12 protein-coding genes are annotated in these 12562 nt (G+C 67.7%); 5 read left to right on the forward strand and 7 right to left on the reverse strand.

Going from position 1 to position 12562, the window contains the following annotated elements; all coding sequences use genetic code 11:
• Nucleotides 1–36: 36 nt before the first annotated feature.
• A complete protein-coding gene (locus QGN32_RS10715) occupies nt 37–1167 on the reverse strand; it encodes an ABC transporter substrate-binding protein (RefSeq protein WP_326548537.1) in 1131 nt (376 codons plus the stop codon).
• 186 nt (nt 1168–1353) lie between these two features.
• Between QGN32_RS10715 and QGN32_RS10720 the strand changes: the two genes are divergently transcribed.
• From QGN32_RS10720 to QGN32_RS10730, 3 genes are all read left to right on the forward strand, one after another.
• Nucleotides 1354–1917, forward strand: coding sequence for a hypothetical protein (locus QGN32_RS10720; protein ID WP_326548538.1), 564 nt, complete (start codon nt 1354–1356; stop codon nt 1915–1917).
• A complete protein-coding gene (locus QGN32_RS10725; protein ID WP_326548539.1) occupies nt 1914–2333 on the forward strand; it encodes a TIGR03668 family PPOX class F420-dependent oxidoreductase in 420 nt (139 codons plus the stop codon). The genes QGN32_RS10720 and QGN32_RS10725 overlap by 4 nt, the downstream gene beginning before the upstream one ends.
• Before the next feature lie 111 nt (nt 2334–2444).
• Nucleotides 2445–4643, forward strand: coding sequence for an elongation factor G-like protein EF-G2 (locus QGN32_RS10730; RefSeq protein ID WP_326548540.1), 2199 nt, complete (start codon nt 2445–2447; stop codon nt 4641–4643).
• Between the two features lie 315 nt (nt 4644–4958).
• On the opposite strand, the gene QGN32_RS10735 is transcribed toward QGN32_RS10730, so the two are convergent.
• The gene (locus QGN32_RS10735; protein WP_326548541.1) at nt 4959–5327 is read right to left on the reverse strand and encodes an STAS domain-containing protein; all 369 of its coding nucleotides are present in this window, start codon (nt 5325–5327) and stop codon (nt 4959–4961) included.
• Between the two features lie 184 nt (nt 5328–5511).
• On the opposite strand from QGN32_RS10735, the gene QGN32_RS10740 reads away from it, so the two are divergent.
• Complete coding sequence (locus QGN32_RS10740; RefSeq protein ID WP_326548542.1) at nt 5512–7479, forward strand: ATP-binding SpoIIE family protein phosphatase; 1968 nt, start codon at nt 5512–5514, stop codon at nt 7477–7479.
• A 113-nt stretch (nt 7480–7592) separates the two neighbouring features.
• On the opposite strand, the gene QGN32_RS10745 is transcribed toward QGN32_RS10740, so the two are convergent.
• Complete coding sequence (locus QGN32_RS10745; RefSeq protein ID WP_326548543.1) at nt 7593–8483, reverse strand: DMT family transporter; 891 nt, start codon at nt 8481–8483, stop codon at nt 7593–7595.
• 151 nt (nt 8484–8634) lie between these two features.
• Between QGN32_RS10745 and QGN32_RS10750 the strand changes: the two genes are divergently transcribed.
• On the forward strand, nt 8635–8985 hold the full coding sequence (locus QGN32_RS10750; RefSeq protein ID WP_326548544.1) for an aminopeptidase: 351 nt from the start codon (nt 8635–8637) through the stop codon (nt 8983–8985).
• A gap of 2 nt (nt 8986–8987) precedes the next feature.
• On the opposite strand, the gene QGN32_RS10755 is transcribed toward QGN32_RS10750, so the two are convergent.
• From QGN32_RS10755 to QGN32_RS10770, 4 genes are all read right to left on the reverse strand, one after another.
• Nucleotides 8988–9275: a hypothetical protein gene (locus tag QGN32_RS10755; protein WP_326548545.1), complete on the reverse strand. Its 288-nt coding sequence runs from the start codon at nt 9273–9275 to the stop codon at nt 8988–8990.
• Between the two features lie 9 nt (nt 9276–9284).
• Entirely contained in the window at nt 9285–9677 is a 393-nt protein-coding gene (locus QGN32_RS10760) for a hypothetical protein (protein WP_326548546.1), read from the reverse strand.
• A gap of 21 nt (nt 9678–9698) precedes the next feature.
• Entirely contained in the window at nt 9699–11060 is a 1362-nt protein-coding gene (locus QGN32_RS10765) for an MFS transporter (protein ID WP_326548547.1), read from the reverse strand.
• A gap of 81 nt (nt 11061–11141) precedes the next feature.
• A complete protein-coding gene (locus tag QGN32_RS10770; protein WP_326548548.1) occupies nt 11142–12533 on the reverse strand; it encodes an HNH endonuclease signature motif containing protein in 1392 nt (463 codons plus the stop codon).
• Between the last annotated feature and the right edge of the window lie 29 nt (nt 12534–12562).

The following is a 12562-nucleotide window of genomic DNA, read 5'->3' on the forward strand; positions in this document are numbered from 1 at the left end:
CAGCTTGTTCAGGCTCGCTCCTCGAATGTGCGCGGGTCAGCCGATCGCGGCGGCCCAGTGCTCGGAAAGATACTTGGTGGCCGCCTCGGTCTGCTGCGGGGAGGGCACGGTCACCGGCCCGTCGATGACCGGGACCGAGGCCGCCGCGGCCTCGTCCAAGGTGCCGTCGACGACCATGGTGTCGGCACGGACCGGGCGCACGCCGCCGAGCGCGAAGAGGTTCTGAGCCTCGTCGCTGTACAGGAATTCCTGCCACAGCCGTGCGGCCGCGGGATGCGGGGCGTCCTTGTTGATCGCCTGGTAGTAGTAACCGGCCACGGCGTGTTCCGGCGGCACCAGCACCTGCCACGACGGGAGCTTCTTGGTCTCGGCGGCGTTGGTGTAGTTCCAGTCGATGACGACCGGCGTCTGACCGGATTGGATGGTGGCCGGCGTCGGGTCGACGGGCAGGAAGTTGCCCGCGTCGGCCAGCTCGCGGAAGAACTCGACACCCGGCGCGATGTCGTCGACCGAACCGCCCTGGGACAACGCGACCATCAGCACACCGGAGAACGCGGCACCCGCCTGGGTGGGATCGCCGTTGAGTGCCACCTTGCCGCGGTACTCGGGTTTGCGCAGATCGTCGATGCTCGTCACCGGTGGAACCTTGGCCGAGTCGAACCCGATCGACATGTAACCGCCGTAATCGTTGACCCAAGTGCCATCCGGGTCCTTGAACGCCGCCGGGATGTCGTCGAAGTTGGCCACCTTGTACGGGGCGAACATCGCGGTGTTGGCCAGCGCAACCGACTGGCCGAGATCGAATACGTCGGGCGCGGTGCCCTTACCCTTCTGCTGGTTGGCCGCGTTGATCTCGTCCTGGCTCGACGCATCCGGCTGCCCCGAGTTCACCTTGATGCCGTACTTGTCGGAGAACGCCTTGATGATCGCGCCGTAGTTTGCCCAATCAGGCGGCAGGGCAATGACATTGAGCTCGCCTTCGTCCTTGGCCGCCTGCACCAGCCCGTCGATACCGCCGAAATCCTCAGCGGAGGTCGCTTCAGACGCCTTCACGCCGGACTGTGTCTGCTCACCGTCTCCGCGCTTGTCCGGCGGCGCGCACGCAACCGAACCGGCCAGCAGGAGAACGGATGCGGCGGATGCGACCGCCAGAGTGGTGAACTTCATTGCCGAACCTTCCGATGGTCAGGAGACGGCGCAGTGGCGCAGCGGTTACCGCACCCGATCGCCGCGGTGAATGAATCCATACGAGGCGCTCGAAAACCCTATCGCGGTTGCTCCGGCAACGTGAAACTTCGACCGGGGTTTGCCAGGCACCCTGCTTGTGCAGCTGAGCGGCGTTAGCATCTCTGTGTGGTGGAACGCGAAGCCTCGGGGGACTTCGACTACCTGTTCGACGACATCGTCGACGTCGCGGACACCGCCGGGTCGGGGGCGGGACCCGATGTCGGCTACTTCGACCTCGAACAGGTGCCGGGCCGGGACATGTCCTTCGACGCCTTCGACGAGAACACCTGGTACTTCGAGCCTGCACCGCCACCCTGGTATCGAACACGGCACACCCTCGGGTTGCTGGTCGTCGCGGCGGTCGCCGCGGTCGCCATCGTCGTCTCCGGCGTCCTGCTGATATTCCGCACGCCCGGGCAACCGGCGGACGACAAGCCCACCCCGGTCAGCCAAACCGCCCAGACCCAAGCCCCACGCACCGAATCCCCGTCCAACGAGTCGCCCCCACCTCCGCCACGGCCACCGGTCGCGACCCCGGCGCCGGCCGCCGCCCCGCCGCCTGCCGCGACCTACCGGCCGCGCAGTCTTGCCCCGAGAACCGCCCGCGATCCGGAGATCGGAGTGACACGCACCCCCGTCACGCGATCGCCGATCAGCGTCGCGCCGCAGCGGCCCGTCCAGAGTCGATGACGGACGTGCCTGCCGGCTTCGAACCGGCCGCGCTGTTTGCCGAGGCGCCCGTCGCGATGCTCGCCACCGCGGGAGCCGACGGAGCACCGCACGTGGTGCCCGTGGTGTTCGCCGTGCACGGCGGCGTGGTGTACACCGCGGTCGACGCCAAACGGAAGTCGACGCGCAGGCTGCGGCGGTTGGTCAACATCGAAGCCAACCCACAAGTGAGCATGCTCGTCGATCACTACGACGACGACTGGACGCGGCTCTGGTGGGTGCGCGCCGACGGCCGGGCCGAAATCCACTACAGCGGCGAGGAATTGGCGACCGGATACATGCTGTTGCGCAGCAAGTACGTGCAGTACCAGCGAATTGCGCTGGACGGTCCGGTGATCAGCGTGACGGTCACGAAGTGGTCGTCATGGCAGGCCTGAGCAGATTCCGCGAAGCCCTTGTGCTCGCTGTCGGTTAGGGGAATTGTGGTCTACACACACTGCGCCGCTGAGGGCAGCCTATTCCCGGAGGCGCCGCGGAAAGGGCACGTCATGGCCGACAAGACGACACATTCCCAGGGCGCCGGAGCCGCTCCCACCGCGGACAGTCCGGCCGCCATCCGCAATGTGGTGCTGGTGGGCCCATCGGGTGGCGGCAAAACCACACTCGTGGAGGCACTTCTGCTGGCCTCGGGGGTCTTGACCCGAGCCGGTTCCGTGCAGGACGGCACCACGGTCTGCGACAGCGACGAAGCCGAAATTTCCCAGCAGCGCTCAGTAGGCCTCGCGCTCGCGTCGCTCCAGCACGAGGGCATCAAGGTCAATCTCATCGACACGCCCGGCTACGCCGACTTCGTCGGTGAACTGCGTGCGGGGCTGCGCGCCGCGGACTGTGCGCTGTTCGTCATCGCCGCCAACGAGGGGATCGACGAACCCACCAAGTCGTTGTGGCAGGAGTGCAGCCAGGTCGGCATGCCACGCGCGGTGGTCATCACCAAACTCGACCACGCCCGCGCGAGCTACGACAACGCGTTGGCCGCCGCGCAGCAGGCGTTCGGCGACAAGGTGCTTCCGCTGTATCTGCCGGCGGGGCAGGCGAAGCCGGGCGGGAAGGAATCGGACGCGGCGTGCACCGGGCTGATCGGCCTACTGTCCCAGACGCATTACGAGTACGCCGACGGCAAGCGCACCGCCGCCCACGAACCCGATGACTCGTACGTCGACACCATCTCCGAACGGCGCGGCGCCCTGATCGAGGGCATCATCGAGGAGTCCGAGGACGAGACCCTGATGGAGCGGTACCTCGGCGGCGAACAGATCGAACAGTCGGTGCTCATCGACGACCTCGAGAAGGCGGTCGCGAGGGGGTCGTTCTTCCCGGTGATTCCCGCGTGCAGCGGCACCGGCGTCGGCACGCTCGAGTTGCTGGAGATCATCGCCGCCGGGTTTCCCTCCCCGCCCGAGCATCGGCTGCCCGAGGTCTTCACGCGCCAGGGCAAACCGCGTGCCGAGATACCGTGCGATCCGGGCGGTCCGCTGCTGGCCGAGGTCGTCAAGACCACCTCCGACCCCTACGTGGGACGGGTCAGCCTGGTCCGGGTGTTCTCGGGGACCATCACCCCCGACGCGACCGTGCATGTGTCCGGCCACTTCTCGTCGTTCTTCGGCGGTAACGGCTCCGTCGCCGGCTCGCTCGCCGGGCATGAAGACCACGACGAGGACGAGCGCATCGGCACGCTGTCCTTCCCGCTCGGCAGGCAGCAGCGGCCCGCGCCCTTCGTGACAGCAGGCGACATCTGCGCGATCGGGCGACTCAGCCGCGCCGAAACCGGCGACACGCTGTCCGACAAGTCCGATCCGCTCGTGCTGCGGCCGTGGGGGATGCCCGAACCGCTGCTACCCATCGCGGTGCAGCCAAGAGCGAAGACCGACGAGGACAAGCTGTCGGTGGGGTTGCAGCGGTTGACCGCCGAGGACCCCACCCTGCGCATCGAGCAGAACCCCGAGACGCATCAGATCGTGCTGTGGACGATGGGCGAAGCTCACGCCAGCGTCGTCCTCGACAACCTGTCGCGGCGCTACGGTGTCGCCGTCGACACCATCGAGCTACGGGTTCCGCTGCGAGAAACGTTCGGCGGCAAGGCCAAAGGCCACGGAAGGCACGTCAAGCAGTCCGGCGGACACGGTCAGTACGCGGTGTGCGACATCGAAGTAGAGCCGTTACCCGAGGGCTCGGGTTTCGAATTCGTCGACAAAGTGGTCGGCGGTGCGGTACCCCGTCAGTTCATCCCGAGCGTCGAGAAGGGCGTGCGCGCACAGATGGAGAAGGGCGTGGGCCCGGGTTACCCGGTCGTCGACATCCGCGTGACGCTGTTCGACGGAAAGGCCCACAGCGTCGACTCGTCCGACTTCGCCTTCCAGATGGCGGGCGCGCTGGCGCTGCGCGAGGCGGCAGCGGCGACGAGAGTGAACCTGCTCGAACCCGTCGACGAGGTGTCGGTCCTGATTCCCGACGACTTCGTCGGTGCGGTGATGGGCGATCTTTCCGGACGACGCGGCCGGGTCCTGGGCACCGACACGGTCGGCGAGGACCGCACGCTGGTCAAGGCCGAGATCCCGCAGGCCGAGCTGACCCGGTACGCCATCGATCTGCGTTCGCTGGCGCATGGCGCCGGCACCTTCACGCGCAGCTTCGCGCGGTACGAACCGATGCCCGACCACGCCGCCGCGAAAGTCACGTCACCGGTTTAGATCAGCGGACTCTGCATGTCCTGTCAGCGGCCTCTCAGGCCGAGTGCCTACCGTCGCCGAGATGAAAGACCGAACGCATCTGCTGGCTCACGCCGTCGTGACCGGGATCCTCGCGGTCGCAACGCTGGTGGCCGCCTGGCTCTGCCTGTTCAACGGGTCGATCTGAGGTTCGACGGCCGCTCACCGGGGCGGGTCGCCGCACCAACTGCCCCCAGCGCGCCGATCATGAAGCCGTCCAACGCTTCTCGGGAGCCGTGACATCCTGCGAAACATGTGCGCCGCGACGACCGCCGAGCCCAGCGGCCCTCTTCGCACCTAGTCGGCTTGCGAACCGGCCTTCAGCGCACCGAGGGCCTCGGCCAGCGTCGGATACAGCGAGAAGACCTGATCGAGCCCCGTCAGCTGGATCGGCCGGCTGGTCGCCGCGCTGTTGGCCACCACGGCGAAGCGGGCGGACTTGCTGACGGTTTCGTGCGTCGCGACCAGCGCCTGCAGTCCCGAGGACGCCAGGAAGTCCACCGCCGACAGATCCACGATGAGCGCGGTGCGTTCCTGCGCGAGCGCCTCGGTGATCGCCGCCTGGAACGCCGGGACGGTGGCGAGGTCGATGTCGCCGGCGACCGCCAGCACAGCGATCCCGTCCTCGTGCGAGATCGAGGTGGAAATCGGGTCATTACGTGACAATGGCCGTCCTCCGGTCAGCGCCGCCTCTGCGACGGCAATGGGCCGAGCTTAACGCGTGGCGCCCCGCGGTAGATCACTGCTTCAGCGGATCAGGGGCGATGCGCAGGCTAATGTCGGGAGGAGACCTGTGCGCTCGTTGATTCCCAGTGCGAGCGCGAGCTGGGAGGGGCCGACTGCCGCGACCATGACCTACCCCGGAGACTTCTACCAACGCTACGAACGGGAACGCGCGCGAGCCGACGACCTCGCCGATCGCGACGAGTTCCGCGGCGCGCTGGTCAACTCATTGCAGGAGGGCTTCTTCGTCGCCGACGCCACCGGGTGTGTCGTCGAGATCAACGACGCCTTCGCCGAGGTCACCGGGTACGGCCAGGAGGGTCTGCCCTATCAGATGCCTCATCCCTGGGCCGTCGACGAAGCCGCCGCGGGCGGCCGGCTGGGCGCACTGCTCCGGGACGGCCGCCTCACCGCCGAGATCAGGATCCGGCACCGCGACGGCCGGATCCGGTGGGCGGCGATAAGCGTCAACGCCGTTCCCGACCACCAGTCGCGCCGCGGCCTCTATGTGGGCACCATCCGGGACGTCACCGCGCCACGCGCTGCCGCGGAGCGCGACCGATCGATGGCGCGACTGGCTACCGCCGTCAGCGTCGCCAAGAACGTGGACGAGGTGCTGGCGATAACGCTGGCGCAGTGCCGCATACCCCTGGATGCCCAGCGGCTGATAACGGTCATGTGGCCGAAGACCGAAGGCGAAGATCCGACGGTCCGGGTCGCCGGCGAACCGGCAGTAACCTGCTGGGCGGACCTGAGCGACGACTGGCGACGCACGTTCGAGGATGCCCGCAGGTGGATACCGCTGACCGTGACTCCGGTCGGCGCGGCCCCCAGCGCCGGCACCACCAGGGGTTTCGTCGCCGTCCTCACCGGTGCGGGGGATGTCGTGTTGTGCCTGGAACACCGGGTGCCGCGAGTGGTCAGCGCGGAGGACCGGCGCCTGGTCGCGGCGCTGGTCGGCCACCTCAGCCTGGCCATGCAACACGTCCGGCAGTTCGAGAGCGCCAGGGAGACATCGCTGACACTGCAGCGGTCCCTGCTGGCGCCGATCGACCTCCCGGCGGGGTTCGCCGTGCGCTACGAACCCGCGGTCCATCCGCTCGAGATCGGCGGCGACTTCTACGACGTGATTCCCGTCGGCGACTACCGGATCGGGCTCGTGGTCGGCGACTGCGTCGGGCGCGGTCTGTCGGCCGCCGCGGTGATGGGGCAGTTGCGGGCGTCGACGCGAGCGTTGCTTCTCACCGGTGCGCAACCGTCGGCGCTGCTCGAACACCTCGACTCGGTCGCTGAATTCATCCCGGACGCCTTCTGCACCACAGTGTTCGTCGCGATCATCGACACCCAATCGGCGACAGTGCAGTACAGCAGCGCCGGCCATGTGCCACCGGTCCTGGTTTCCCAAGCGGCGCCGCCGCAGCTACTGAACAAGGCGGGGTCCGTCCCGCTGGCGGTCAAGCATTCTCGACCCCGCCCACAGGCGACTCATCCCCTGCTGCCGGGTTCGACGCTGATGCTCTACACCGACGGCTTGGTCGAACGCCGCGACCGGTCGATCGACACCCAGATCGATCAGATGGCCGCTGTGGTAGCCGATACGGCGAGCCTGCAGATCGAGGAGGTCGCCGACACGGTCCTCGGCAGGCTGGCGCCCCGCAGCGGCTACGACGACGACGTGGCGATCGTACTCTACCGGTCGCCCAAGGCTTCCCTCGTCATCGACGACACCGCGACCGCCCCCAAGCTGACCGAGGTTCGGCACCGGTTGGCGGCGTGGCTCGCGGCCAACGGCGCCTCCGACTCGTCGGTGTCCGACCTCATCCTCGTCGTCAACGAGGCCTGCTCCAACAGCGTCGAGCACGCCTACCGCGGTCGTGACCCTGGGCGCATGCGTGTCGAAGCGGCGATGCACCACGCCGAGGTGCACGTGCGGGTCACCGACTTCGGCTCATGGAAGGCGCCGCCCGTCGATCCGGGTACCCGCGGCCGTGGCCTGTCGCTCATGCGCGCCTTCAGCGACCGCGTGGACCTCGACGGGACTTCGGCGGGCACTACCGTTGATATGGCGTTCCAGTTACCGGAGATTCGGCTCTGACGAAGCTCTCCCGCCGCCCCGATCCCGCCCGCCTGCGACGCAGCGAGGCTGCTGTGGTCCGCGGTGTCGGGGATGCGAGACGAGTCGACGCGCCGTAGCGTGGCGCGTCGCCGCTAGGACGTCCCCCTGGCCACCGCCTCCAGTTCCTCCTCCAGCGCGCCCTCGTCACGGCCCAGCGCGATGGTCGCCGCGGCCATCGCTACGACCGCGACCGAGATCGCGACGGCCTTCACGCCGTCGACGGTGAGGTTCTCCCCGAGCACCACCGCTCCCAACACGACCGCGACCACCGGCTCGAGCACCAACATCGTGGGCACGGAGGTCTGTAGTGAGCCCGCGTGGAATGCGGACTGCTGCAGGAACACCGCGATGACACCGAGCAGGAGAAGCAGATACAGCGCCGGCGACGTCAGCACTGCGCCCAACCCGTTATTGCTGAGCAGGTACATCACGATCTTGGTCAGCACCGCGACCACACCGAACAGCAAGCCCACCGCGACCGCGAGCACCACCGCCCGTCGCCAACCGTTGGTGCGGACGGCGACGATCACGCAAGCCACCACCGCGCCCGCGCATATGACCGCGACGAGCGCCGACAGCGGGACCGAGGCCTCGTAGTCGCCGGGCCGCGTCTTGGCCAGCACCACGAACACGGCAAGTCCGACGGTGAGCAGCATTGCCCACATCCACTCACCGCGGGTGACCCGCCGGTTGGCGAGCCGCGCGCTGAGCGGCAACGCGAACAGCAGGGCCGACACCAAGATCGGCTGCACCAAGAGCAGCGACCCCTTGATCAACGCGAGGGCCTGAAACACGTAGCCCGCCACGGCCGCACCGGTGCCGGCCCACCACAGCCGTCGGCGCAGGAGCGTCATCACCATCACGCTGCTGACGCCGAGCTCCTGCGGGACGTCCATGGTGGCGCGCTGGCGAACCACGATGCCGATCGCCAGAAAGACCGCGGCCAGCAGGGCAAGCAGAACGACCAGACCCTGGGCTACCACAGCGGGCCTACCAAGACGTTCCGATCCTTCCCGGCCGTGGCGAGCACATCGGACAAGCACAACATACGGACCGCCGGCCGGTGCAGAGGGCATGCGCGCCGACGCCGGCTGCGAGGTTTGGTGCCCGAACTATCGGGGCATCAAACCGATCATGAATCTGCGACGTTTGCTTTTACTGGTCGGCGCGGTTGTCCTCCTCGTCGGAGTCATCGCCCTGCTAATGCCCGTGTCGATCTCGGGGCCCGACAACCAGAAGATCTCGTGCGGTAACGCGATCGCCGCGGACAACTCCGCCGCCCGCGAAGCCAACAACAGCGATCCAAACCAGTTGAAGAACCTGCCGATAATCGACGAGCTGACTGAGGATCCCCCGGACTACGTCGCGCAGTGCGATTCGGCGGTATCCGACCGCCGCACGTGGTCGATCCCCGTGGCGATCATCGGGGTGGTCGTCCTTGTCGGCGCCTTCCTGGTCGGCGGACGCACCACCCGCGCAGGCTAGCGCTAGCCGGCCTCGCGCCCGCCGGCGACCACCCGCAAGGGCGGTGCCTCGCGCTCAGGCGCGATCCTGTCGTTGACGGTGGCCACGGCCGTGTCGACGCGGTCGACCGCCCGGTCGCACACGCGCCGGACCTTGTCGCCGGCCGTGTCCATTGCCGAGTCCACGTCGTCGGCTGCACTCAAGAGGTAGGCCCGCACGTTGACGCGCAGTCGTTCGCCGGCGGAGCGCACGCGGCGGCGCAGCCGATCGTCGACCGAGAGCGTGACGTAGGGCATCACGCGAAGTTTCATGGAACCACCCTAGCCGCGCCGCTGGTGCTTCCTCTTGTCGTTGGCCTCCTTGATCGCCTGCCGGCCCTCGGGGCTGGCGGCGGAGTTACCGGGATCCTTCGCCGTCGCGACCTTGGCGTTGCAGTTCAGGTCGAGCAGCACCGTGTCCGTAACCGGCTTGAACGACTTGCCCTTGACCCACGGCGCCGACTCGGAGTGGGTCACGATGCACTTGTCCTTCGGCAGGGTGTCACCCGCCCTGGTCGAGACGACCGCCGTCTTACCCGCCTGGCTGAGTTGCCCCGCGGCATCGCCGTACGTCTCGCCCGAGTACCCGTCGGCGCCCGCCGTACAGGTGCCCGAGCCCGCACCTAAGATCACCATCGACACGACGGCCGCGCCGAGAACACCGAACCGCATCATGAGCATTAGACGCTAACGGTGTCAGCTGCCTGCCGGCTGGGAGTCCGGTCGAAGTATCCCGTGCGGGTCCGGCGCTGCCTCCTCACTGCATCGCCGGTGTCGCCTGCTGCCGCTGGTCTGGACGAGCGGTCGGCTCGCGGACTCCCGCAGCGTAAGGATCGCTGCCATCGAGACGACCGCTCCTCCGATCAGGTACCACGCGGGCGCCAGATTGCTGCCGGTCTGTGCTGTCAGCCAGGTGACCACGTAAGGGGTGGTACCGCCGAACCCGGCGACGCAGATGTTGTAGCCGATCGAGAACCCGCTGTAGCGCACCGTAGTGGCGAACAGTTCGACACCCGCGGACACCGCGGCCGAGACGTAGATCGCCTCGATGACCGCGAGAGCGGCGTGCGCGGCGATCGCAGCGACCAGCGAACCGGAGTTCAACAGCAGGAACAGCGGGTAGCCGAGCACCGCGAAAGCCACCGATCCTGCGATCAGCAGCGGGCGGCGGCCGATCCGGTCGGACAACGCGGCCAGCGGAAGAATGAGTACCAGCGCGACCAGGCTGGCCAGTGTGATCGAAACGAAGGCGTCGGTCTTGGAGAACTCGAGGGTCTTGATGAAGTAGGTGGGCAGGAACGTGAACACCACGTAGTAGCCGATGTTGAAGACGATGAACAATCCGATGACTTGCAGGATGGCCCGCCACGACGTCGTCACCGCCTCGCGCAGCGGCGACTCGGCGACCCGGTCGCTTCTGCTGAGTTCGGCGAAGTGCGGGGTGTCGTCGAGGCGCAGCCGGATGTAGAGGCCGACGAGTCCGAGCGGCCCGGCGATCAGGAAGGGAATGCGCCAGCCGTAGCTCTCCATCGCGCCGGCGGGGAGCAGCGCCTGCAGCAGCGTCACGGTCACCGAGCCCAGGAGGAAGCCCAAGACGCCGGACCACACCATGAACGTGATGGTCAGCCCGCGGCGTCGCTCGGTCGCGAACTCAGCCAGATAGACTGCGCCGCCGCCATATTCGCCGCCAGCCGAGAACCCCTGCAGGCAGCGCAGCAACAGAAGCAGCAGCGGGGCGGCGACACCGATCGAGCCGTAGGTGGGCAGGAGGCCGATCAAGACGGTCGCGCCGGACATCAGCAGAATCACCAGGGCCAGCACCCGTTGCCTGCCGGCCTTGTCGCCGAGCGGTCCGAACACGAATCCACCCAGCGGACGCATGAAGAAAGCGGCCGCGAAGATCGCGAATGTGTTGAGCAGTGCCGCCGTCTCGTCGCCCACCGGGAAGAAGTTGGCCGCGATGAACGTCGCCAGGAAGCCGTAGATCGCGAAGTCGAACCACTCGACCGCATTGCCGATCGATGCGCCGGTGACCGCCTTCCGCACATCGCTCGGCATGCGCCCTCCCGAAAGTAAGCGTCCCGCTTATCAATTCGGCCTACCGACTGATAGGCGTCCTCAGAAGATATCGCGGACCGGCTAACCCCCGTGATCTTCGTCGGAGGGCGGGCCGGTGTTGCCGCGCAGGAGTTCTTCCGGGTGGTGCAGGCGATTGACTGCGGAGGGATAGGTGTCGTTGCTCCAGGCCAGCCGTCCGCTATCGGTGATGCCGGTGTGCCAGCGGCCTTCACTAACCGCGGTGTGGTCGGGCCCGCAGCAGAAGAACAGCATGTCGGCGTCGGTGGCTCCATCGTCGGCCCAGTCCGGGCAGTGATGCACCTCGCAGTGATAACCCGGTTCGGTGCAGCCCGGCCGCGTGCATCCGCCGTCGCGGGCGTAACAGATGATGCGCTGATCGGCGGTGGCGATCCGTTTCTGCCGGCCCAGGTAGATCGGACGCTCGGTGTGGTCGTCGAACACGGCGAGGAAGTGGATTGCGTCCGCGGCCATCCGAATCACGTCTCGCATCGGCACCGCGGTGTTGCCGCCGGTGCGCGCCGGTCCCGGCATCGACACGTTCGGGTCGACGACCGCGTGGGCGGCCTGATTCATCTCGCTTAGCGTGGTGCGCAGGATTACCGTCACCGCATGCCCGCGATGGCTCCCCAGTCCACCCGACGCTATGCCGGCCTTCAGACCGAGCTTGACGCCGTCGTGGCACCGCTGCGACATTGACCGGTCGTCAGGTGTTTCGACGATGCTGTCGTCGGGCAGGTGCCGGCCGGGACGCACCGCAGCGGTGACCGCTTCGACGTAACAACGGGTTTCGGGGTCGATCCAGCCGTGGAGACGGGACATCCCGTCACGGCCCTGGGGACCCAACACCAGCCCGCGCCGTCGGGCCCGGTCCGCCTCGTCGTAATGCCCGTCGGGATTGAAGATCTCGTCGATGCGCCGCCCGATGACCCGCACCGCCTCGGCGTCGGTCTTCACCGCTTCGCGCACCAGGCTTTCCTCGACCTCGGTGCGGTCGGCCACAGAGACGTTGGAGGGCAACCCACCCATGCACCGGGTGATCACCCGCAGGTGATCCTCGCCGATCGCACCGGCCTCGACCGCGTCGGCGACCGCAGGCAGTTCCGGCGGGAGCGGTGCGCCGGTCAACGCCGCGCGTGGTCGGATTCGGGCCGCGACCTTGAAGCGGCGCTTGAGTTCGTTCGGCGCAATCCGCAGCCGCGCCCACAGTTTGTCGAAAAGGTCAGGACGGGCGCCGGTCTCATCGGGCGGGTGGGCGAGTTCGGCGAACACGCGGTACATCAACCCGCGGTTCACCCGCTGCTGAGTCTCCAACCGCTCTGCGATCTCCACGCGGAACGCGCTGCCGACCTCGTCGGTGGACAGATCCCGCAACTCGGCCTGGGCGGTGTCGATCCGATCCAGCAGCACGGAAGCATGCTCCCGCGCCGCCTCGCCAGTAACGAATCCTGCCATAACTCAACGCTATCCGCCCCAGCTCCACT

It is taken from the genome of Mycolicibacterium sp. ND9-15 (genome assembly GCF_035918395.1).
Classification (GTDB): Bacteria; Actinomycetota; Actinomycetes; order Mycobacteriales; family Mycobacteriaceae; genus Mycobacterium.

Coding starts and splice junctions, on each gene's coding strand:
- QGN32_RS10730 (WP_326548540.1), top strand. CDS start 2,445: ATGGCCGACAAGACGACACATTCCCAGGGCGCCGGAGCCGCTCCCACC.
- QGN32_RS10740 (WP_326548542.1), top strand. CDS start 5,512: ATGACCTACCCCGGAGACTTCTACCAACGCTACGAACGGGAACGCGCG.
- QGN32_RS10725 (WP_326548539.1), top strand. CDS start 1,914: ATGACGGACGTGCCTGCCGGCTTCGAACCGGCCGCGCTGTTTGCCGAG.
- QGN32_RS10760 (WP_326548546.1), bottom strand. CDS start 9,677: ATGATGCGGTTCGGTGTTCTCGGCGCGGCCGTCGTGTCGATGGTGATC.
- QGN32_RS10755 (WP_326548545.1), bottom strand. CDS start 9,275: ATGAAACTTCGCGTGATGCCCTACGTCACGCTCTCGGTCGACGATCGG.
- QGN32_RS10715 (WP_326548537.1), bottom strand. CDS start 1,167: ATGAAGTTCACCACTCTGGCGGTCGCATCCGCCGCATCCGTTCTCCTG.
- QGN32_RS10770 (WP_326548548.1), bottom strand. CDS start 12,533: ATGGCAGGATTCGTTACTGGCGAGGCGGCGCGGGAGCATGCTTCCGTG.
- QGN32_RS10765 (WP_326548547.1), bottom strand. CDS start 11,060: ATGCCGAGCGATGTGCGGAAGGCGGTCACCGGCGCATCGATCGGCAAT.
- QGN32_RS10750 (WP_326548544.1), top strand. CDS start 8,635: ATGAATCTGCGACGTTTGCTTTTACTGGTCGGCGCGGTTGTCCTCCTC.